The sequence below is a fragment of the Pseudomonas sp. LBUM1647 genome, from assembly GCF_059716175.1.
Window position 1 is genome coordinate 1,109,809 of the sequence record NZ_CP166809.1, and the last position, 22,539, is coordinate 1,132,347.

Here is a 22,539-nt window from a genome sequence, read left to right on the forward strand (position 1 = left end):
ATTCGCATCCCGTAGGTTCTACACAGGTCATGAGCAATGAAGTCCAGGGCGAAATCGGGTTCGGTCAAACAGTGGTTGGGTACGTGTGCCTTGAGCTTTTCGGCGCTGGCATTGCTGCCGTTGAGTATGGCGGTGGCGGCTGAGGCCGGCAGTGCCCGACAGAATGCGCAGTTCAGCTTCGCAATGGCCGCCAAACCGCTGCCCCAGGCCTTGAGCGACTTCAGCCGGATCACCGGTATCAGCGTGGTCTACACCGATGAGGCGCCGTACGGAATCAACGCTCCAGCGCTCAGCGGGCAGATGAGTGCCGAGCAGGCAATGCAGCGTTTGCTCAGCGGTTCGGGGTTCACCTTTCGTCGCACCGACGGCCACACATGGGTGCTGGAGCCGTTGCCTACCGAGGGTGCCTTGAACCTGGGCGCGACCACCATCACCTCGGTGGCCGATCAATCCATGAGCTATCAGCCACCGCCCACCAGTTCGGTGATGCGCTCATCGGCCTTGCTCCAGGAAATTCCCCAGACCGTCAACGTCATCCCGGCGCAGGTCATTCGCGATCAGGTGCCGCGCAATCTGGATGACGCGCTGGCCAACGTCAGCGGCATTACTCAAGGCAACACACTGGCGAGCACTCAGGATTCGGTGATGACTCGCGGCTTCGGCGACAACCGCAACGGCTCGATCATGCGCGACGGCATGCCGATCGTGCAGGGTCGTGGCATGAATGCGACCGTGGACCGGGTCGAAGTGCTCAAGGGCCCGGCCTCGCTGCTTTATGGCATTCAAGACCCGGGCGGCGTGGTCAACATGGTCAGCAAGAAACCCGAGCTTGAGCAGTACAACGCGTTGACCCTGCGTGGCTCGACCTATGGCGATGGCAAAAATGGCAGCGGCGGCGGTCTCGACAGCACCGGCGCGTTGGGTGATTCCGGGTTGGCCTATCGCATGGTCCTGGACCACGAAGACGAAGATTACTGGCGCAACTTCGGCACTCACCGCGAGACATTGGTAGCACCGTCATTGGCCTGGTTCGGCGAAAGCACCAAGCTGCTGTTCTCCTACGAACACCGCGAGTTTCTGACCCCGTTCGACCGTGGCACGATCATCGACCCGCGTGACAATCATCCGCTGGACATCTCCCGCGAGCGTCGCCTCGACGAGCCCTTCAACAACATGGAAGGCCGCTCGGACCTGTATCACTTCGAGGCCGATCACGAGCTCAACGACAACTGGAAAGCCCACTTCGGCTACAGCTGGAATCGCGAAACCTACGACGCCAGCCAGGTGCGCATCACCGCCATCGACACCAAGAAAGGCACCCTGACCCGCAGCATGGACGGCACTCAGAACGCCATCAGCACCGACCGCTTCACCACCGCCAGCCTTGAAGGCAATGTCCAGCTCGCGGGGATGAAACATGACCTGGTGTTCGGCGTCGATGATGAATACCGCAAGATCTACCGCGAAGACCTGATCCGTCAGAAAAGCCTGAGCACCTTCAGTTACGTCAACCCGGTGTACGGCCGCGAAGTCGCCGGCACCACGGTCAGCCCTGCGGACAGTGCGCAGACCGATGAACTGCGCAGCGATTCGGTATTCCTCCAGGACTCGATCCACCTGACCGATCAATGGATTTTCGTCGCCGGCGCGCGCTTTCAGGAATACGACCAGTACGCCGGTAAAGGTGTGCCGTTCAAGGCCAACACCGACAGCAACGGCCAGAAGTGGGTGCCGCGTGCGGGCCTGGTGTATCGCTACACCGATGAACTGTCGTTCTACGGCAGCTACACCGAGTCGTTCAAACCCAACTCGACCATCGCGCCGTTGAGCGGCAGCAGCACCGTGCTGGACGGCAGCGTCGCGCCGGAAGAAGCCAAGTCCTGGGAAATCGGCGCCAAGCTCGACATGCCGGGCCGCGTCACCGGTAACGTCGCGCTGTTCGACATCAAGAAACGCAACGTGCTGGTGGCCAACTCCGAAGGTCCGGTGACGATCTACAGCGCCGCCGGCGAAGTGCGTTCCCGTGGTCTGGAAGTGGACTTGAGCGGTCAGCTGAGTGATCGCTGGAGCATGATCGGCAGCTATGCCTACACCGATGCCGAAGTCACCGAAGACCCGACCTACAAAGGCAAAAAACTGCAAAACGTAGCGAAGAATAGCGGCTCGCTGTCGGCGGTTTATGACTTTGGCACTATCGTCGGTGGTGATCAGCTACGGGTCGGCGCCGGGGCGCGGTATGTCGGTGAGCGAGCGGGTAATGCCGTGAACGATTTCGACCTGCCGAGCTACACCGTGGCGGATGCCTTCGCCACTTACGACACCAAAGTCGAAGGGCAGAAGGTCAAGTTCCAGCTCAACGTGAAGAACCTGTTTGACCGCACCTACTACACCTCGGCGGCGAGCCGGTTCTTTGTGTCGATGGGGGATTCGCGGCAGGTGTCGCTTTCAAGCACGCTGGAGTTCTGATCGGAAACCGAGTCATCGTTCATCGCGAGCAGGCTCGCTCCCACAGGGGAATGCATTCCAAATGTGGGAGTGAGCCTGCTCGCGATGGCGGCGTGCCAGACACTGAAGACTTCAGGCCTACCGCAAAAACGCCTGCCGATACTCGCCGGGCGTTCCACCCAATGCCTGACGAAACCGATTGGTGAAGTGACTCGCACTGGCAAACCCACACGCCAACGCAATCTCCCCCAACGGCTGAGAAGTTGAACGCAGCAACGCCCGCGCCCGGCTCAGTCGCCGCGACAGCACATACTGATGCGGCGGCAACCCAAAGCTCTCGCGAAACATCCGCGCAAAGTGGTATTCGGATAACGCACACAACGCCGCCAACTGCCCCAGGCTGATCGCCTCGGCCAATTGGTTGTCGATGAACTCCACCAACTGCCGCCGCTGATGCGCTGCCAATCCGCCTTTCAGCCGCAAGCCCTCACGCATTCCAACCTGGCCGAGCAGTACGTGGCTGAGCATTTCATGGGCCAGGCTGCTGGTGAGCACGCGTTCGCCGGGCTCGTCCCAGTTGAGTGTGAGCATTTGCCGAAAGCGCCGGGCTTGCGCCGGGTCGTCCAGAAAGGTGGCTTCGCGCAGCTGCAGCTCGCGAGGTTCGCGGTCCAGCAACGTAACGCAGCCGAGGGCGAATTGTTCGGGGCTGAAATACACGTGGGCCAGGCGAATGTCGCCGTTGATCACCCAACCCGATTGATGCTCGGCCGGCAGGATGCACAGCTTGTCGGGGCCGCCCTTAGTGCCGGGCTGGTCGCGGCGAAAGGTACCGGTGCCGCCGGCGATGTAACAGGACAGGGTGTGATGACTCGGCGCTTCGTAATCCTGGGCGTCGTGATGGTTGCTCCACAAGGCTGCAGCCATGCCGTCACCGAGCTCGGCGCTGTGCTCGAGGCGAGCATTGGGCGAGCGGTTGAGGGCTTGAAAGACTTGCAGGGTTTCCAGTGCAGGCATGATGGCTTCTCTCCGACGCCTTGCATCCTACTCCGTAGCCGTTCGGCTGCCAGCCTGTGGCCCGACAAAAGCGCAAGTTTATGCAAGTGCGAAAGGCCTTGGCGCAGGACACTGAAGGCCTATTCAGGAGTCTTTGCCATGAACCTTTCGTTGTATCTGCTGACCGTGCTGATCTGGGGCACCACCTGGATTGCCTTGAAATGGCAATTGGGCGTGGTGGCGATTCCGGTGTCGATCGTCTATCGCTTCGGCCTCGCAGCGTTGGTGCTGTTCGTGATGCTGCTGCTGAGTCGCCGCCTGCAAGTGATGAACCGTCGCGGGCACCTGATCTGTCTGGCGCAGGGGTTGTGCCTGTTCTGCATCAATTTCATGTGTTTTCTGACTGCCAGCCAGTGGATACCCAGTGGTCTGGTCGCGGTGGTGTTTTCTACCGCCACGTTGTGGAACGCACTCAATGCACGCGTGTTCTTCGGCCAGAAAGTCGCTCGCAATGTGCTGATGGGCGGTGCGCTCGGGCTGCTTGGGCTTGGCCTGTTGTTCTGGCCTGAGGTGGCGGGCCATACCGCCAGCCCTGAGACCTTGCTCGGGTTGGGCCTGGCATTGCTCGGCACCCTGTGCTTCTCGGCGGGCAACATGCTGTCGAGCCTGCAACAGAAAGCCGGGCTCAAACCGCTGACCACCAACGCCTGGGGCATGGCCTATGGCGCGGCCATGCTGTCGGCGTGGTGCCTGGTCAAAGGCATTCCGTTCGACATGGAATGGAATGCGCGCTACATCGGCTCTCTGCTGTACCTGGTGATTCCGGGTTCGGTGATCGGTTTCACGGCCTACCTGACGTTGGTCGGGCGGATGGGGCCGGAACGCGCAGCCTATTGCACCGTACTGTTCCCCGTCGTGGCGCTGAACGTGTCGGCGTTTGCCGAAGGCTACCAATGGACCGCGCCCGCATTGATGGGCTTGGTACTGGTGATGCTGGGCAATGTGCTGGTGTTTCGTAAGCCCAGGGCGTCGATGGTGCAAGGGAACGGCAAGCTGGCGTGAAGGTTTGGCTAATCGAGCGCTGAAACTTCAGCGTTCGATTTTGAGCACGATGTAAATCAGCAGTGGAAACATGAAGTCCACGATGTGTCGAGCCCAATCCTTGGCGTTCCAGATTGCAGATTCATCCATGTTGAACCATTCGGTGCCGATCACTTGCAGGCAGATGTAATAGACAAAAAGGCCAATCAATAATCCGATGATCGCAAACTTCTTCGCTTCGTGAAAAACGGCTGCAGGTGTATTGATGTTTCGATAAAGATGGTAAGCGCCCAGCAAGCAGAAAGCCGTGTAAATAACTTCCAGAGTGATGATGAACCAATAAATTCGGTGGTGGAGCATGGGCGAAGTGATTGCTCTGTAGCTCAGGTTCAGGTTTTCTCGGGTGGTGTCCATGCTGAGAATGTGGCCGACGTATTCGTAATTGGAGGGGTAGTCGGTAAAGTTGCTGAATATCACCATCAAGCCAAAGAAGCTTATATAGGCCATGAGTATTACTTTGCTGTACCTAATCAGTTTGTCGGTCGTAAGGTGGTTCAATGTAGGTGCTCTCCATAACTAAGGTCCGTAAGTTGGACTAAGTAATGGGGAGTCTATAGTGAGTATCTTTTTTTTAGCGGTTAACTGAATTTCAAGGTGTGTAGGTCACGGGCAGGCGGTTAAACACCTGCCCGTTTTAGTTAGCCTTTCCAGACGTGTGGGTTCACCAGATCTTGCGGTCGCTCACCCAGCAAAGCGCTGCGCAGGTTGGCCAAGGCACGGTTGGCCATGGCTTCGCGGGTTTCATGAGTCGCCGAGCCGATGTGCGGCAATGTCACCGCGTTTTTCAGCTGGAACAGGGGGGACTCGGCCAGCGGTTCTTTCTCGTAAACGTCCAGCCCGGCACCGCGAATCCGGTTGTTTTGCAGGGCTTCGATCAAGGCGGGTTCGTCCACCACCGGGCCGCGGGCAATGTTCACCAGAATCGCGCTCGGCTTCATCAACGCCAGTTCGCGATGGCTGATCAGGTGTCTGGTTTTTTCACTGAGCGGCACCACCAGGCAGACAAAATCGGCTTCGGCCAGCAGTTGATCAAGGCTGCGGAACTGTGCGCCGAGCTCTTGCTCCAGCTCGGTCTTGCGGCTGTTGCCGCTGTAGAGGATCGGCATGTTGAAACCCAGCCGCCCGCGACGGGCAATGGCCGCGCCGATGTTGCCCATGCCGACGATGCCCAGGGTTTTGCCGTGTACATCGCAGCCGAACAACGGCGCACCAACGGTGGCTTGCCATTGGCCAGCCTTGGTCCAGGCGTCCAGTTCGGCCACGCGGCGGGCGCTGCTCATCAGCAGGGCGAAGGCCAGGTCGGCGGTGCTTTCGGTGAGGACGTCGGGGGTGTTGGTGAGCATGATCCCGCGTTCGTTGAAATAGGCGACATCGTAGTTGTCGTAGCCGACCGAGACGCTGGAAACGACTTCCAGTTTGGCGGCGTTTTCCAGCTGTGCGCGACCGAGTTTGCGACCGACGCCGATCAGGCCGTGGGCGTGGGGCAGGGCTTCGTTGAATTGGGCGTTGATGTCGCCGTTTTTCGGGTTTGGCACGATAACGTCGAAGTCTTGCTTCAGGCGTTCGACCATTTCGGGAGTGACGCGGCTGAAGGCGAGGACGGTCTTTTTCATGGGAGGAAGGCTCTCGGGCGCAGGTGAATGCCAAGCACGCTAACATTCTTCCTCGCTGTTGTGCGAGTGCCCGGATTGCCGGGTGTACTTCGTCCTACTGTGGGAGCGAGCTTGCTCCCACAGGGCTCAGCGGTGTGGCACAGACCCGGCGCTTCGCGGTTCTGCGACATCAATTCGCCACCCGAACCCCACCCATACTCCCACTCAACTCATACGCCACCAATTCCGCCTGATGCGCCGCCAAAATCTCCGGCAACGACCCGCGCAAATACTCGACCCACGTCTTGATCTTCGCATCCAGGTACTGCCGCGACGGATAGATCGCATACAGATTCAATTCCTGCGAGCGGTACTTGGGCATCACCCGCACCAGACTCCCATTACGCAACCCTTCAATCGCCGCATACACCGGCAACACGCCAACCCCCATGCCGCTGATGATTGCCGTCTTCATCGCATCGGCGGAGTTCACCAGAAACGGTGAGCTATTAATCGTCACCATTTCCTGGCCTTCCGGGCCGTCGAAGGTCCATTTCTCCAGCGGAATCACCGGGCTCACCAAACGCAGGCACGCGTGGTTCAGCAAATCGCTGGGCTTCTGCGCGCAGCCGTTGGCTTTCACATACGCGGGCGAGGCGCAAACGATGCTGTAGGTGATGCCCAAGCGCTGGGAGACGAAGCCCGAGTCCGGCAGTTCGCTGGCCAGCACGATGGACACGTCGTAGCCCTCGTCCAGCAGGTCCGGGACACGGTTGGCCATGGTCAGGTCGAAGGTGACGTCGGGGTGGGTCTTGCGGTAGCGGGCGATGGCGTCGATCACGAAGTGCTGACCGATGCCGGTCATGGTGTGCACTTTGAGCTGCCCGGCCGGACGGGCATGGGCGTCGCTGGCTTCGGCTTCGGCTTCTTCGACGTAGGCCAGGATCTGCTCGCAACGCAATAGATAGCGCTTGCCGGCTTCGGTCAGGGCGATGCGTCGGGTGGTGCGGTTGAGCAGGCGGGTTTGCAGGTGGGCTTCCAGGTTGGAGACCGCGCGCGAGACGTTGGCCGTCGTGGTGTCGAGTTGCACGGCGGCGGCGGTGAAGCTGCCGGCCTCGGCCACGTAACTGAAGGCGCGCATGTTTTGCAAAGTGTCCATGGGGTGCTCTCGGAGGCGATGGCAAATTGTGACACGAAGTTTCAGGGTCTGAGACCCCGACTAACGGATTATCGCGTTAACGGTAACAAAGATTCACAGGATTCCCAGCTTATCGCCAACAAAGCCCACCCCTAGAATTGCGCCCACCTCTGGTAGGAGCTGTCGAGTGAAACGAGGCTGCGATCTTTTGCTCTTCGCTTTTAAAAGCAACATCAAAAGATCGCAGCCTCGTTTCACTCGACAGCTCCTACAGGGGATCTATCTCATCTCAGGAATTTGCAGCAGTGCCGCGTCGCATCAACAGAGCGCTTCAGACGCTCAGTGTTTTGGCTTTAACCCTGGCAATCAGCGGCTGCATCGGTACCGGAGGTATTGCCCCACAGGGCAAGGCGTTGGAGGCCAATTCATTGACCACCGACGAAGCCATCCAGAACGCCGCACAGGACGCTCACTGGCCCACCGCGCAATGGTGGCAGGCCTATGGCGACCCGCAATTGAACCGCTGGATCGACCTCGCCCTGCAAGGCAGCCCGACCATGGCCATGGCGGCGGCGCGAGTGCGTCAGGCCAAATCCATGGCCGGGGTTGCCGAGTCCGCCGAGTCGCTGCAGATCAATGGCGAATCCACCCTCAAACGCCACAACTGGCCGACCGATCAGTTCTACGGGCCGGGCGAGTTGGCTAATACCACCACCTGGGACAACAACGCCGCGCTGGGCTTCAGCTACGCCCTCGACCTTTGGGGGCGCGAAAGCAACGCCACCGAGCGCGCCGTCGACATGGCGCACATGAGCGCCGCCGAAGCGCGTCTGGCCCAGCTCGAATTGCAGAACAACATCGTGCGCGCCTACATCGAGCTGTCGTTGCATTACGCGCAACGGGACATCGTCGCGGCGACCTTGAAACAGCAGCAGCAAATTCTCGACCTCGCGCAGAAGCGTCTGAACGGCGGCATCGGCACCCAATTCGAAGTCAGTCAGGCTGAAACGCCGCTGCCGGAAACCCACCGCCAGATCGATGCCCTGGACGAAGAAATCGCCCTGAGTCGCAATCAACTCGCAGCCCTGGCAGGTTTTGGTCCGGGGGAGGGCACGCAGTTGCAGCGACCAACGTTGTCGTTGGGCGCGGCGCTGAAGTTACCGTCGACCTTGCCCGCGCAACTGCTCGGCCAACGCCCGGACGTGGTCGCCAGTCGTTGGCAAGTGGCGGCCCAGGCGCGCGGCATAGATGTCGCTCACGCCGGTTTCTACCCCAACGTCGATCTGGTCGGCAGCCTCGGCTACATGGCCACCGGCGGCGGGGCGCTGGAGTTTCTGACCGGCAAGAAGCTCAACTACAGCGTTGGCCCGGCGATCTCGTTGCCGATCTTCGACGGTGGCCGCTTGCGCTCGGAGCTGGGTGAAGCCGCGGCCGGGTATGACATCGCCGTGGCCAAATACAACCAGACGCTGGTCAACGCGCTGAAAAAAATCTCCGACCAGTTGATCCGCCGCGAATCCATGGACAAGCAGCAAACCTTCGCCGCCGAGTCGGTGGCCACAGCCCAGAAGACTTACGACATCGCGATGATCGCCTACCAGCGCGGGCTCACCGACTACCTCAACGTGCTCAACGCCCAGACGCTGTTGTTCAAACAGCAGCAGGTTCAGCAGCAGGTACAGGCCGCACGCCTCAGTGCTCACGCTGAACTGGTGACGGCACTCGGCGGCGGACTGGGCGCGGGTAACGACGTGCCGAAAGACAGCCAGACGCAGGCGCCGAAAACCCCGGCCATGCTTAAGAGTCTCTCGAATTGAACACGATGTTTCAGGCTCATCCGCATTTGTGGCGAGGGAGCTTTGTGGCGAGGGGATTTATCCCCGTTCGGCTGCGCAGCAGTCGCAAAACCGATGAGTGCGGTGTGCCTGAAAAAACGCGATGGCAGGTTTTGGGGCTGCTGCGCAACCCAACGGGGATAAATCCCCTCGCCACAGGATTTCGCTTGACTGAAGTTTCTTCTAAATGAGCAGGATTTCATGACTCCCTTGCCCGCACCTTTGCGCTGGCTGTATTCCCTTGAATGGCGCCGGGGTTTCTTCGACTGGGCGCGCAGCGATGGCGTGACCTGGGTCTACATTTTCAAGGTCTTGTTCGCGGCGTTTCTGACCCTGTGGCTGGCCATGCGCCTGGAGTTGCCGCAGCCGCGCACGGCGATGATTACCGTGTTCATCGTCATGCAGCCGCAAAGCGGCCACGTGTTGGCCAAGAGTTTCTATCGCTTTCTTGGGACATTGGCCGGCTCGGCGGTGATGGTCGCGTTGATTGCCTTGTTTGCGCAGAACACCGAGTTGTTCCTCGGTTCGCTGGCGATCTGGGTGGGCATCTGTTCGGCGGGCGCGGCGCGCTATCGCAACTTCCGCGCCTATGGTTTCGTGCTCGCCGGGTACACCGCCGCGATGGTCGGTTTGCCTGCCTTGGCGCACCCGGACGGCGCGTTTATGGCGGCGGTCTGGCGGGTGCTGGAAATCTCCCTGGGGATCATTTGCTCCACGCTGGTCAGCGCCGCGATCCTGCCGCAATCCGCCAGCGCCGCCATGCGTAACGCCTTGTATCAACGCTTCGGCGTGTTTGCGCTATTCGTCACCGATGGCTTGCGCGGTCGCAGCAAACGGGAGGCTTTCGAGGCGAGCAACGTGCGCTTCATCGCCGAGGCCGTGGGGCTGGAAGGGTTACGCAGTGTCACCGTGTTCGAAGACCCGCACATGCGTCGGCGCAACGGTCGGCTCAGTCGATTGAACAGCGAGTTCATGGGCATCACTACCCGCTTCAACGCCTTGCACCAGTTGCTTGAGCGCTTGCGCAGCAGCGGCGCCGATCATGTGGTTGCGGCGATTAAACCGGGTTTGCAGGACCTCGCCGAACTGCTCGACAGCTTCACCGGCCGCGCCCTGACCAACGCCGATGCGGGACGTCTGGTGATCGCGCTGACCGCCTATAAAGAAGGTTTGCCGGCGCGCGTTCGCCGCTTGCGGGCGACTTTTCAGGAGAGCGATCCGAGCGACGCCGAGCAGCTGGATTTCCATACCGCGTATGAGCTGCTCTATCGCTTCGTCGACGACTTGCACAGTTATGCACAGACCCACGCGTCGCTGGCCGATCACAGCCATGCGCGCGAGCAATGGGATGAGCCGTTCACCCCGCAAACCAACTGGATGGCGTCGGCCGCCTCGGGGATTCGCGCGGCGTTCATTCTGGTGGTTCTGGGCAGCTATTGGGTCGCCACGGCGTGGCCGAGCGGTGCGACGATGACCCTGATTGCCGCCGCTACCGTGGGCCTCTCGGCGGCGACACCGAATCCAAAACGCATGGCCTTTCAGATGGCTTGCGGGACGCTCCTCGGGGCCCTGATCGGTTTCGTCGAGATGTTTTTCATCTTCCCCTGGATCGACGGCTTTCCGTTGCTCTGCGTGATGCTCGCGCCGGTGATCGTGCTCGGTTCGTTCCTCACTTCGCGGCCGCAATACGCCGGTGTCGGTCTCGGCTTGCTGATCTTCTTCAGCACCGGTTCGGTGCCGGACAACCTCACCGTTTACAACCCTTATGCGTTCATCAACGATTACATCGCCATGGTGCTCGGCATGCTGGTGTGCGCGGCGGCCGGGGCGATCATTCTGCCGCCCAACAGCCGCTGGTTGTGGCGTCGACTGGAACAGGATTTGCGCGGGCAAGTGGTGTACGCCATCAGCGGCAAACTCAAGGGTTTGGCGTCGAGTTTCGAAAGCAGTACGCGGGACTTGTTGCATCAGGCCTACGGTCTCGCGGCAGGGCAGCCGCAGGTGCAACGGGACTTGCTGCGCTGGATGTTCGTGGTGCTGGAAGTCGGCCACGCGATCATCGAGTTACGCAAGGAGCAGGCGATCCTGCCGGTGCATCCGGCCTATGCCGAATCCCAGCCGTGGCGTCAGGCGATCCGGGTGATGGGCCGTTCGCTGGTGCGGCTGTTTCTGCAACCGAGCCAGAGCAATCTGGAGCGCGGCCTGATCGCCGTCGATCACGCGATCAGCCGCGTACAAGCCACCGACGAACCTTTCGCGCCGCACTTCGACACCTCGGCCCTGCGCCGGGTGAAGAGCTACCTGCACTTCATCCGCACTTCGTTGCTGGACCTGCAATCACCGCTCGCCGGCTACATAAATGCCAACGCCACCGCCAAGCCCCAAGGACTTGAACATGCCTCGTGAAATCGCCTTCCACGGCGTGTACATGCCGACCATGACCCTGATGTTTTTCATCGCGGCGGCGCTGGCCTGGGCACTCGATCGGTTCCTGTCCGGGTTCGACCTGTACCGCTTCTTCTGGCACCCGGCGCTGCTGCGCCTGAGTCTGTTTACCTGTCTGTTCGGCGCCCTGGCGCTGACTGTTTACCGTTGACTCTCTACCACTGACTCTCTATCACTGAAGAAGGCCCCGATGAAAAAGCTTTTCAGCCTGCTCGCCACTCTATTGGTGCTGGCCCTTGCGATGTGGATCGGTCGGACCCTGTGGGTGCATTACATGGACACCCCGTGGACCCGCGACGGCCGGGTGCGCGCCGACATCATCAACGTCGCCGCCGACGTCACCGGGGAAGTGGTGGACGTGCCGGTGCGCGACAATCAACAGGTGAAGAAGGGCGATTTGCTGATGCGGATCGACCCCGAGCACTACCGCATCGCGGTCAAACAGGCGCAGGCGCTGGTGGCCTCGCGCAAGTCGACGTGGGAGATGCGCAAGGTCAACGCCCACCGCCGCGCCGACATGGACAACCTGGTGATCTCCAGGGAAAACCGCGACGACGCCAGCAACATCGCCGACTCGGCCCTGGCCGATTACCAGCATGCTCAGGCACAGCTCGAAGCCGCCGAACTGAACCTCAAACGCACCGAGGTCAGAGCAGCGGTGGACGGGTACGTGACCAACCTCAATGTGCATCGCGGCGATTACGCGCGCATCGGTGAGGCGAAAATGGCCGTGGTCGACATGAACTCCTTCTGGGTCTACGGCTTCTTCGAAGAAACCAAATTGCCCCACGTGCGGGTCGGTGATAAAGCCGACATGCAACTCATGAGCGGGGAAGTGTTGAAGGGGCATGTGGAAAGCATTTCTCGCGGCATCTACGACCGTGATAACCCGGAGAGTCGCGAACTGATTGCCGATGTGAACCCGACCTTTAACTGGGTGCGCCTGGCGCAGCGGGTGCCGGTGCGGATTCACATTGATGAAGTGCCGGAAGGGGTGCTGTTGGCGGCGGGGATTACTTGTACCGTTGTGGTTAACTAGCCATTAGACCGAGTCGCGGCCTTCGCGAGCAAGCCCGCTCCCACATTAGATCTTCAGTGAACGGAATATGTGTACGACGGAGATCAAGTGTGGGAGCGGGCTTGCTCGCGAAGGCCGCGACTCGGTCTCACTCCTTGCAAAACGTCTCATGCAAATGCCGCCAAATGAGCTGGCCATCGGCCCGCTTCTCAAACACCACCGTCGACCGCCGATCAGAGTGCAACCCCGTCGCATCGGTCTGCTGCTCGCGATAACTCACCGTCGCGCCACCATCGTGCCAGGCGATGCCACGCAATTCGCTGAGCTCAATTCTGAACCCGAGCTTCTTCCCGCCCGCCATCAAAAACAACTCGCTCAACGCCTCAAAATCCAGCACCCGGCCCAATGGCGAGACCATGGAAAACTGTGGCGAAAAACGCGTCAGCAGTTGTTCAAGCGCTGACTTGTCTTGATCTTCGGCCAGCCACTGCTCGATGGCGACGTGGGCCTGGATCACTTCGTCAAAGTATTCGGTGTAGTCGGTCATGGAAGTTGCCCCTTCAGCCCGAACCGCTTCATCAAGCCCGCCTCCAACAGCCCTTTAGGTAACAACCCCGCCAGCAACGGCAACGCCCGACTGCCATTGCCCAGACGAATCAGGCGCGGTGGTTTGCTCTGCTGCACAGCCTTGAGCAAACCGGCAGCAAATTCACTGGCCGGGGTCGGGTTGTCCTGAGAGGCCTTGGCCCGTGCGCGAATGCCTTCACGCAGCGGAAACCACGGCGATTGTTCGGTAATCAGCTGCTCCGCCTCATGGCCGGCATTCTTGGCAAAACTGGAAGCGATTGCGCCCGGCTGGACTTCCATGACCCGTACGCCAAACGGCGCCAGTTCCATGCGCAACGCATCGGTCAAGGCATGCACCGCCGCTTTCGAGGCGCAGTAGGCGCCGGCGAATGGCGTGACCAAAACCCCGGACACGCTGCCAATGTTCACCACCAGACCCTTGGCGCGACGCAGCACCGGGAACAGGGCGCGGGTGACGCCGACGATGGCGAACACATTGGTTTCGAATTGCCGCTGCATGGCTGGCACACCACCGTCGAGCAACGGCCCCATGGCGCCATAACCGGCATTGTTGATCAGCACGTCGAGGCCGCCATGTTGCTGGTTGATGCGCTCGCTCAAGTGTTCGAGTGCTGCACCGTCGTTGACGTCCAGTTGCACGGCGGTGAACCCGGCAGCGGCCAGGGCTGCCACGTCTTCAGCCTTGCGGGCGCTGGCCCAGACGTCGTATCCGGCTTTTTTGAAAACATCAGCGAGGGCGCGGCCAATGCCGCTGGAGCAACCGGTAATCAACACAACGGGCATGGCGCGGTCCTTGTGCAAAAAGAGGAAAGGAAGATCAATCGGAGAAACTACCTTGCAAATGCTCGGCGCGAAACTCCAGTGTTTGCGGGCGATAACCAGGGCGCAACGGCGGCAGGGGCAAACAGTCTTCCCAGTTCGCGCCGGCCTGCAATTCGCCGGGACCGCGATAGCGCGGGGCGGCGTATTGATTGTCGGCCAGGTTGACTGTGTCGCCCGGCGCATACGCTGCGATGCGCCAGCGCAGTTCGGTCAGCGGCACGTCGTTGCCGTTGTTCATTTTCAGTTGCAGTGGGCGATCGACCGGGCACTGTTCTGGCGCGTAAGTGATGCGCAACTCCAGGCGCGCCAGTTGCTTGACCTCGCGGTTGTCCATCCAGATCACCCACGTTGCTACCAGGCCCAGCCCGATGGCGGCGGCCACAGAGACGGGCAGTGCCTTGGTCGGGTAGCGCAGCAAAAGGATCAGCCAGGTGAAGACCAGCAGGACGCCGATGAACATGACGCAAACCTCGGGAGGGGAGAAGGTCATCCTACCTAAGCGTGGGTGCGATTGGCGATGGGCTTTCGAGGTAGAGCGTGGGAACGAGAAATAAAAAGCCCCCACCCAACCCGCTGCGGATAGGGAAACGCAGCGGGTCGGACGGGGGCTTCTTGTGTTACAGATCAATCACTGCGCGATGGTTTTCACCGACACGCCGCGTTCGATCGGGGTAGAGCGACCGTAGATATCTTCAAACCGCTCGATATCGTCTTCGCCCAGGTAGCTACCCGATTGCACTTCGATGATTTCCAGCGAGATCTTGCCCGGATTGCGCAAGCGGTGGACCGAGGCGATCGGGATGTAGGTCGACTGGTTTTCAGTGAGCAGGAACACGTTTTCGTCGCAGGTCACTTCAGCGGTGCCGCTGACCACGATCCAGTGTTCGGCGCGGTGGTGGTGCATCTGCAGCGACAGGCACGCGCCCGGTTTGACCGAGATGCGCTTGACCTGGAAGCGGCCGCCCATGTCCACCGAGTCGTAGGAGCCCCACGGACGATAGACTTCGCAGTGGGTCTGGGTTTCGCTGCGACCCTGCTCGTTGAGGGTGTTGACCATCTGTTTCACGCCTTGGACCTTGTCCTTGTGGGCGATCATCATGGCGTCCTTGGTTTCGACGACCACGATGTTTTCCAGGCCGATCACCGACACCAGTTTGCCGTTGCCGTGGATCATGCAGTTTTTGCTGTCCTGAATGACCACATCGCCTTTGGTGACGTTGCCGTTGGCGTCTTTTTCATTCACTTCCCACAACGACGCCCAGCACCCAACATCGCTCCAGCCCGCGGTCAGCGGTACAACGCAGGCGCGTTGGGTTTTTTCCATCACCGAGTAGTCGATGGAATTGTCCGGGCAGCAAGCGAAGGTGGCGGCGTCGAAATCGACGGTGTCGGCATCTTGTTTGCTGCGCTCAAGGGTCAGCAGGCAGGTGTCGTAGATGTCCGGATCGTGCTTTTTCAACTCTTCCAGAAAGCGGCTGGCACGGAACAGGAACATGCCGCTGTTCCAGAAGTAACCGCCGGACTCGACGAACTCGGTGGCGCGCTTCACGTCCGGTTTTTCGACGAAGTGCGAGACGCGGCTGACGCCTTCGGGCAGCAGCGAATCATTGGTCGACTTGATGTAGCCATAGCCGGTTTCCGGTTTGGTGGCCGGTACGCCGAACAGCACCATTTCGCCGTTTTCTGCAGCGACGGTGGCCAGGGCCAGCGCGCGTTGCAGGGCTTTCTGGTCGTCCAGCACGTGGTCGGCCGGCAGCACCAGCATCAACTCGTCGCGACCTTCGTTGACCAGCATCATCGCGGTCAACGCAACTGCCGGAGCGGTGTTGCGGCCAAACGGTTCCATCAGGATGCGCTGGGTGTCCAGGTTACGGGCACTCAGTTGCTCGTTGACGATGAAACGGTGGTCCTTGTTGCAGACCACGATCGGGGTGTCCATGCCTTCGAACACCAGGCGTTCCAGGGTTTGCTGGAACAGCGTGTGTTCGCCAGTCAGGGCGAGAAATTGCTTAGGGAATTGCTTACGCGAAAGCGGCCAAAGACGTGAGCCACTACCACCTGACAAGATCACCGGAATCATGTTGTTACTCCTTGAAAATCGTATGGGTCAGAGCTACTGCGTTCTGTCGTTTCACTCTTGTTCTTATTCCGTGTCCAAAGGCTGGTTTGATCCCCTGTAGGAGCTGCCGCAGGCTGCGATCTTTTGATCTTTGGTTTTCTCAACATCGATAAAGATCAAAAGATCGCAGCCTGCGGCAGCTCCTACAGGAACCGTGTTTTAACCATCACGGTCCCGTGGGCTTCAGCCTTTCGACAAATCTGTTAGCGCGTCGAAACCGGGCGTTTTACCCAGACTGGCGCCAGGCTGCTGCCGGTGCCAGTGACGTACAGCACGGCGGCTTCACCACGTTCCAGGGCAACCGGTTTCACGTCGCCGACTTTCTTGTCGCCATCGTATAGCGCCAGGCTGACTTTAACCGGGTTGATTTCACGCTCGCCACGGCCCTTGGCGGCCACGGTAGGGACCACTTCGGTCTTGCCGTCAGCGGTTTTCAGGGTCAGGGCCTTGTCGCTGAGGTTCTGCACGCGAACCAGGGATTTCTGCTTGTTCTTGAACGGCGGTTCTTCGATCAGTTGCGGTGCGCCGCTGGCGTTGTTGACCAGGGTGTAATAGTGATCACCGGCCAGTTTCACTGGCAGGGACTGGCTACCGACCTTGGCGCTGTAGTCGCCGCCCGGCATGAAGCTGAAGTCGGTGCTGGACAGCGGCGCGACTTCGGCCAGGTTGGTGGTGCCGACGGTGGCGCTGACTTCAGCGTTACCGGCGTTGTAGACACGTACAAAGCTCGAACCTTTCGGTGCAGTCGGGCCATAGAGTGCGGCGTCGCCAGCGAAGGCGGACATCGACAACACGCTCATGCCAGCAACGAGTGCGAAGGTCTTGGCGAGACGGCGAGGAGTAGTAGTGAAAGTCATGGTAGTACCTCTCTCTTTCAGTTTTGCGCCCGGTCGGGCGTCTCGGATTTAGTGTTTGCTGCTACGTTTTGTTGGCGAGCGCCGGCTTCTTTGAGCTCTGCGACCCACTGCGGGTCGGCGTCACCGATTTCGTTGTTCACAGGCAGATAACGTTCAGGAAACTCCCAGATCAGCACCTGTGGCGGGCTGTTCTTGAAAGCATCACTTTTCAGATAGGTGAGCATCGGCAGAATCGGGCCATGGCCGTCTTCGGCGTAATTGACCACGTCGCTGTTCAGCGCTTGTTTCAGCGCACCGACGAAGTTCCAGTTGGGGTTAGCGCTGTAGCTGGTGCCGATCAGGGCCACCGGCACTTCAGCGTTGGCGAACAGGGCGTCATCACCGGCCGGCTGGTCTTGCGCCGCAACGGTGTTGCGCTTCTGCAACGGCTCAGGCTTGGGCATCAGGTTTTCGAACAGCGGGTCCAGCGGCAGGAACAACCGCAGGTCGCCCTTGTGAGTCACCTTCTCCGCAGGTTCAGTGACGAAGTGTTGCGGCTCGCCGCTCAGCGGGTATTTGTCGGAAATGGATTTCGCCAAGGTCTCGGCAGCGATTTGCGCGCCTTCCGGGGTCCAGTGAGTGTCGGTGCGCAGGAACACTTGCTGACCGTTCAGCTTCGCTTTCAGCATCGGGCCGAACAGGTCGGGAGCGAGGACCTTGTTGGCCGCCACACGAGCGTGGAAGTCCTCATAGAGGTTGGCGTGGATGCTCGAAGGCTTCACTTCACCCAGGTGTTCCGGGTACAGGCGAGTCTTGGCCGGCACGATCGCCATGACCAGTTTCACGCCTTTCGCCTTCAGTTCCTGGCGCACGCCTTCAACCAGCGCGTAGTTGCCTTGCAGGTTCAGCTCTTCGTTGACGATCGGGTTGAATTCCTCATCGCTGTACAACCACTGATCGCGGCCGAGCACGACGCCCGGACGACCTTCGTTGAACAGTTTGAAATCCAGCGCAGCCCAAAGGTTGGTGCCCAAGCGCTTGATCGGAAACTCGTCGTCGTAGTGCGTCTCCACGGCTTTGGTCCAGCGGCCGTTGAGCACCGTCGTTTCGGCAGAGGTGCTGAAGCCGAGGAAACTGCGCGTGGACCACAGGCCCAGGACCAACAGCGTCACCATGAACAGGCTGATGTAGAGGATGCGTAATGAGCGGGTCATAGTCAGATCCCTCAGAACTGGAAGTAAAGGAACGGCGAGAAGCTTTGCGCCGAGAGTTTGAAAATCGAGGCGATGAACAGCACCAGTACCAGCGTGCGCATCACGTAACGAGACCAGTCAGCGGTCCAGTAGGCCGGTTGCACAGCCGCGTCAACGCCGACGGTGTAGCCAGGTTCGTGGATGCTGCCCGGGTTGTCGCCCGGTACGGCTTTGATCATTCCAGGGGTCGCGGCAGCCGGGCCATCGGCCTCGACGTTCACAACAGGCTTGGTCTTCTCAGGCGGCAGGTTGCTGTAGAAGTCACGAATGCCGAAGAACGCCAGGGTCATGTAAGCCACCACCAGGGTCGCCACTTGCAGGCCGGTGAGGCTGGCCGCGTTGAGTTCCGACAGTGACCATTCGCCGAAGCTGAACATCGCGCCGTACATACGACCGGCGACGTGCAGGTTTTCCGAGCGGAAGATTACCCAGCCCATGACCACGAGCAGGAAGGTCAGCGCCCAGCGGATCGGGTTGATGCTGCGCGGCGAGGTGTTCAGGCCGAGGGCTTTTTCGATCGCCAGCCACATGCCGTGCCAGGCGCCCCAGACGATGTACGTGATGTTCGCGCCGTGCCACAGACCACCGAGCAGCATGGTCAGGAACAGGTTGCGATAGGTCATCAGCGTACCTTTACGGTTACCGCCCAGCGTGATGTACAGGTAGTCACGCAACCAGGTGGACAGGCTGATGTGCCAGCGACGCCAGAACTCGGTGATCGACTGGCTGATGTACGGCTGTTTGAAGTTTTCCATGAAGCGGAAACCCATCATCAAGCCCAGGCCGATGGCCATGTCGCTGTAACCGGAGAAGTCGAAATACAGCTGCGCGGTGTAGGCCAGCGCGCCGAGCCAGGCATCGCCCGTGGTCGGGTTTTGCAAGGCGAAGCAATGGTCGGCCACGACCGCCAGGGTGTCGGCGATGAAGACCTTCTTGATGAAGCCCTGCATGAATCGCGTCGCACCTTCGGAGAACTTATCGAGGGTGTGGGTGCGATTGTTGAACTGGTCGGCGAGATCGCGGAAGCGCAACACCGGACCGGCGATCAGGTGCGGGAAGATCGCCACGAAAGCGGCAAAGTCGATCAGGTTACGGGTCGCCGGCGTGTCACCACGGTAGACGTCGATGATGTAGCTGATGGACTCGAAGATGTAGAACGAGATCCCGATCGGCAACAGCACGTGGGTCAGGATGAACGGCGACAGACCAACGGAGGTCATCATCGCGTTGATGCTGTCGACGCCGAAGTTGGCGTACTTGAAGTAGCCGAGAATGCACAGGTCGACGGCCACGCCCAGGAGCAACCAGCGTTGTGCCGGTTTGGTCCGAACGCCTGCGGCGCCGACTTTGAGGCCGATCCAGTAGTTCCACAGGGTGACGGCTGCGAACAGCGCAAGGAAGTCCACACGCCACCAGGCATAGAACACGTAGCTGGCGATCAGCAGCAGCAGGTTGCGATAGCGTATTCCGCTTAAGTAGTACATGCCGAGAAAGATCGGCAAGAACAAAAACAGGAACACGTTGGATGAAAATACCATCCCGGTCTCTCCATGTTTAACCAACAGTCAAGGGCCAACGGCCCCCCCTAACCCCCCACGAAAAAACCGGGGGAATATCACTCAACTCAAATCTTGCACTGACCCTGTGGGAGCGAGCTTGCTCGCGATTGCGGTCCGACATTCAGCATCGATGTAGGCTGACACTCAGTCATCGCGAGCAAGCTCGCTCCCACAGGGGTTTTGCGTATGGCTCTAGGAGCCTTTTTTGCCTTTTTCACTCGCCGGGTCGAAGACCTTGGTCAGGTCACCCCCGAGGCGGAAAGTCTTGAACGGCTGCATCTCGTGCTTTTTCTCAAGCACATCCGGCGAGCAGGTGTAGAGCGTGCAGAACGGTTCGAGCCAGGCGAATTTCGAGTCCTCTTTCAGGTCGGTCATGTCCTGTTCCTTACCGTTCTTCTTCTCGAATTCTTCCGGGTCTTTGACACCCGCGAGCACTCGATCACCCAGACGTTTCAATGCGCCGTTGTTTTCCTGACGCAAGTCCACACCGTTGACCAGCGCAAAACTGGCGATCATCGACAGTGGCGGCAGGGCATAGTTGTGATAGGACAGGGCGCGTTGCTGGCGCTTGAGTTCGTTGGGCAGGAAACCCTGGGCGTCAATTTGATTGGCGCCGACTTTGTATTCCTTCACCGACCAGTCGAACAGGTCGCGGCGGTTGGTGGCGATGGACGTTGCCATCACCGACCAGGCGGACCAGTACGAGTGGTTGTTGGTTTTATCCAGCGGCAGGTTGTCCCAATCGCTGACCACCTGATCAGCCATTTTGCTGAACCAGGCTTCAATCAACTGCGACTCTTGCTGGTGGTTCGCTAACGGATGCGAGTCGGAGAACTTCAGGCGGATATAGGACGACGCCATGCTGCCCAGCGCCCATTTGCGCATGGACTTGCCGGTGTGGTTGAAGTCCTTGGACATCAACGCATCGGCCTTGGCCCAGGCGGTCAACCAATTCAGGGTGCATTCCAGCTGTTCCGGACGACCGTCACGCATGTACTGCATTACGCGCTTGCTGGTGCCGCGCTCAATCTTGGTGATGTCGGCCGTGGTGTCACGGAAGGCTTTTTCCGAAGCCTCGTTCAGGGTCGAACGGGCCTTGTCGGAACCTTCGTATTTGCTGCGAAATTGCAGCGAGCCGGTGTACGGCGTCGGCATCGCATCACAGCCTTCGCTCTTGTCGCCGGTTTTGACTTTTTCAATCGGCGCGAAGTACCCCTGTGGCGGGCGCAGTGGCGCGGCGGCCTGAGTCGCACCGGCAAACATGGCCAGGCTCAACAGGGACGGTGCGATCAATCTTTTCAAAGTTCGGGTTTGCATGCATGTCATAAGAGGTTGCCTCACTGCCCGGCCTGGGCGGTACGCTGCCCCAAGCCAGGGAACACGTTGCGTTTGCAGATTTTCGCTTCGACTTTCTGTGGCGCGGCACCTGCTTCAGGGCCCTGGATTTCGACGGCCAGCAGATTCTGCGAGGCCCAGTCTTCGTCCGTGCGCAACTCAAAGGCGAAACGCCCGTCGGTATCGGAGGTTTCCGGTTTTTCGATCTTGATGTCCTCGTGGCGACCGTTCATGTACCAGAGGGTGGCTTGCAGGACTTTCACCGACGGATCGGCGAAACGGATGTCGACCTGGTGACTGCTGTTTTGCAGGTTCAGGTTCTTGCTGTTGACCATCAATTCGTTCTTGCCCGGTTTCAACGTGGTGCTACCGGTCATCTGTGCATCCTTTCCTTCGCAACCGTTGTCCAGCAGCGCCATCATCTGGCGGTAGATGGTTTCCTGGTCGAGGCGATAGAGCGGCGAGAATTCCCAGATCAGAATCTTCGGCGGCTTGGTCTGGAACTCTTCGCTGCCCAGGTACTGCAGCATCGAACCTTCCAGGCCACCGCCGGGGAACGCCACGTTGAGGATGTCGGCGCCGATGGCCTCTTCGAGGAAACCGGCGAAGTTGTAGTTCTTGCCACTGTGGCTGGTGCCGACCAGGGTGACTTCCGGATTGCCGGAATCACTGAACAGATCGCCATCAGCTGCTTCGCCTTTCGGCTCGGTGGTGAACTGATCCATGTACTGGATCGCGTAGCTAGTGCCACAGAGTTGACCAGCCATGTTGTGTAACGTTCCGGTCTTACCCATGCGACCCGACTTATGGCTCTCGAATTCGCGTTTTGGCACGTCGGCAAAGGCCGGCATGTTCTTGATTTGCTCACCGACGATTTTCGCCGTGCGCTGGGCGCCATACGGCGTCCAGTGTTGGTCGCCCTGGAAGTAGAAATCGTGGGCCGGCAGGGTGTCAGGCAGCGACTCGTTGGTCAGCGGCGACAGGTCCGGCACGGTGTAGCCCATGGCGGAGAAACGCCCGAGCATGGTCTTGTAGTTCCTCAAGGCCTTGTCGAAATCGTACTTGGCCTTGTCTTCCGGATTGAGCTTGTTGCGGTTCACCAGACCACGGGTCGGCTGGTAAACGATGACCAGTTCAATGCCTTTGCTCTTGAACGCATCGTGCAGTTCTTTCATGCGTTTGTAGCCGCCGGGTGTGGTGTCGAACTCGGTGCGCAAGTCTTCTTGCGTACGGAACAACCAGTCGCCCTGGGCCTGCACCAGCGTGGTGAAGTTCTGCTGGTAACGCGTGGTGTAGTTCTTCGCGTCGTGGGCTTCCGGGCACAGGTTGCAGCACGGTTCGGCGTCGAAGCTGGGTGCTTTGACTTCATCGGCACGAGCGCCGGCGCTGGCCGCGAAAATGCCGACGGTCAGGGCCGACAGGCTGAGTAATTTGATCAAGTGTGAGTGCATAAAATTATC

Annotated in this window: 19 protein-coding genes; 6 read left to right on the plus strand and 13 right to left on the minus strand. The window is 59.8% G+C overall.

Annotated features, from left to right (window positions below; translation table 11 throughout):
* Positions 1-36 precede the first annotated feature (36 nt).
* A complete protein-coding gene (locus ACA059_RS04950; protein WP_497632941.1) occupies positions 37-2,466 on the plus strand; it encodes a TonB-dependent siderophore receptor in 2,430 nt (809 codons plus the stop codon).
* 117 nt (positions 2,467-2,583) lie between these two features.
* Here the strand turns inward: ACA059_RS04950 and ACA059_RS04955 are convergent, their stop codons facing one another.
* Complete coding sequence (locus ACA059_RS04955; protein WP_497632942.1) at positions 2,584-3,459, minus strand: helix-turn-helix domain-containing protein; 876 nt, start codon at positions 3,457-3,459, stop codon at positions 2,584-2,586.
* 138 nt (positions 3,460-3,597) lie between these two features.
* Here ACA059_RS04955 and ACA059_RS04960 point away from each other — a divergent pair, with 138 nt between their 5' ends.
* Positions 3,598-4,500 carry a DMT family transporter gene (locus ACA059_RS04960; RefSeq protein WP_497632943.1) on the plus strand — a complete coding sequence of 301 codons (903 nt, stop codon included), beginning with the start codon at positions 3,598-3,600 and terminating at the stop codon, positions 4,498-4,500.
* A gap of 27 nt (positions 4,501-4,527) precedes the next feature.
* Here the strand turns inward: ACA059_RS04960 and ACA059_RS04965 are convergent, their stop codons facing one another.
* The 3 genes from ACA059_RS04965 to ACA059_RS04975 all read right to left on the minus strand — a co-directional run bounded on the left by ACA059_RS04965 (position 4,528) and on the right by ACA059_RS04975 (position 7,290).
* Positions 4,528-5,037 (minus strand): DUF2165 family protein, encoded by a 510-nt coding sequence (locus ACA059_RS04965; RefSeq protein WP_497632944.1) that lies wholly within the window; start codon positions 5,035-5,037, stop codon positions 4,528-4,530.
* A 140-nt stretch (positions 5,038-5,177) separates the two neighbouring features.
* Positions 5,178-6,152: a 2-hydroxyacid dehydrogenase gene (locus ACA059_RS04970; protein WP_497632945.1), complete on the minus strand. Its 975-nt coding sequence runs from the start codon at positions 6,150-6,152 to the stop codon at positions 5,178-5,180.
* A gap of 169 nt (positions 6,153-6,321) precedes the next feature.
* Positions 6,322-7,290 carry a LysR family transcriptional regulator gene (locus tag ACA059_RS04975; RefSeq protein WP_497632946.1) on the minus strand — a complete coding sequence of 323 codons (969 nt, stop codon included), beginning with the start codon at positions 7,288-7,290 and terminating at the stop codon, positions 6,322-6,324.
* 284 nt (positions 7,291-7,574) lie between these two features.
* Here ACA059_RS04975 and ACA059_RS04980 point away from each other — a divergent pair, with 284 nt between their 5' ends.
* The 4 genes from ACA059_RS04980 (at position 7,575) to ACA059_RS04995 (ending at position 12,588) form a co-directional block, all read left to right on the plus strand.
* Complete coding sequence (locus tag ACA059_RS04980; RefSeq protein ID WP_497632947.1) at positions 7,575-9,086, plus strand: efflux transporter outer membrane subunit; 1,512 nt, start codon at positions 7,575-7,577, stop codon at positions 9,084-9,086.
* 219 nt (positions 9,087-9,305) lie between these two features.
* On the plus strand, positions 9,306-11,510 hold the full coding sequence (locus tag ACA059_RS04985) for an FUSC family protein (RefSeq protein WP_497632948.1): 2,205 nt from the start codon (positions 9,306-9,308) through the stop codon (positions 11,508-11,510).
* On the plus strand, positions 11,500-11,700 hold the full coding sequence (locus ACA059_RS04990) for a DUF1656 domain-containing protein (protein ID WP_007896379.1): 201 nt from the start codon (positions 11,500-11,502) through the stop codon (positions 11,698-11,700). The genes ACA059_RS04985 and ACA059_RS04990 overlap by 11 nt, the downstream gene beginning before the upstream one ends.
* Before the next feature lie 39 nt (positions 11,701-11,739).
* Entirely contained in the window at positions 11,740-12,588 is an 849-nt protein-coding gene (locus ACA059_RS04995) for an efflux RND transporter periplasmic adaptor subunit (protein ID WP_008153497.1), read from the plus strand.
* A 127-nt stretch (positions 12,589-12,715) separates the two neighbouring features.
* Here ACA059_RS04995 and ACA059_RS05000 read toward each other — a convergent pair whose 3' ends face one another.
* The 9 genes from ACA059_RS05000 to ACA059_RS05040 form a co-directional block, all read right to left on the minus strand.
* The gene (locus tag ACA059_RS05000) at positions 12,716-13,114 is read right to left on the minus strand and encodes a DUF4440 domain-containing protein (RefSeq protein ID WP_497632949.1); all 399 of its coding nucleotides are present in this window, start codon (positions 13,112-13,114) and stop codon (positions 12,716-12,718) included.
* Complete coding sequence (locus ACA059_RS05005; RefSeq protein WP_497632950.1) at positions 13,111-13,938, minus strand: SDR family oxidoreductase; 828 nt, start codon at positions 13,936-13,938, stop codon at positions 13,111-13,113. The genes ACA059_RS05000 and ACA059_RS05005 overlap by 4 nt, the downstream gene beginning before the upstream one ends.
* Before the next feature lie 34 nt (positions 13,939-13,972).
* The gene (locus ACA059_RS05010; RefSeq protein WP_497632951.1) at positions 13,973-14,437 is read right to left on the minus strand and encodes a multidrug transporter; all 465 of its coding nucleotides are present in this window, start codon (positions 14,435-14,437) and stop codon (positions 13,973-13,975) included.
* A gap of 168 nt (positions 14,438-14,605) precedes the next feature.
* Positions 14,606-16,057 (minus strand): mannose-1-phosphate guanylyltransferase/mannose-6-phosphate isomerase, encoded by a 1,452-nt coding sequence (locus ACA059_RS05015; protein WP_497632952.1) that lies wholly within the window; start codon positions 16,055-16,057, stop codon positions 14,606-14,608.
* Between the two features lie 242 nt (positions 16,058-16,299).
* Positions 16,300-16,953, minus strand: a complete 654-nt coding sequence (locus tag ACA059_RS05020; protein ID WP_129438307.1) for an alginate O-acetyltransferase AlgF — start codon at positions 16,951-16,953, stop codon at positions 16,300-16,302.
* Between the two features lie 17 nt (positions 16,954-16,970).
* A complete protein-coding gene (locus ACA059_RS05025) occupies positions 16,971-18,146 on the minus strand; it encodes an alginate O-acetyltransferase (protein WP_497632953.1) in 1,176 nt (391 codons plus the stop codon).
* A gap of 11 nt (positions 18,147-18,157) precedes the next feature.
* Positions 18,158-19,723: an MBOAT family O-acyltransferase gene (locus ACA059_RS05030; RefSeq protein ID WP_497632954.1), complete on the minus strand. Its 1,566-nt coding sequence runs from the start codon at positions 19,721-19,723 to the stop codon at positions 18,158-18,160.
* 213 nt (positions 19,724-19,936) lie between these two features.
* Positions 19,937-21,070, minus strand: a complete 1,134-nt coding sequence (locus ACA059_RS05035) for a mannuronate-specific alginate lyase (protein WP_497632955.1) — start codon at positions 21,068-21,070, stop codon at positions 19,937-19,939.
* A gap of 11 nt (positions 21,071-21,081) precedes the next feature.
* Positions 21,082-22,530 carry an alginate O-acetyltransferase gene (locus ACA059_RS05040; RefSeq protein ID WP_497632956.1) on the minus strand — a complete coding sequence of 483 codons (1,449 nt, stop codon included), beginning with the start codon at positions 22,528-22,530 and terminating at the stop codon, positions 21,082-21,084.
* Positions 22,531-22,539 lie beyond the last annotated feature (9 nt).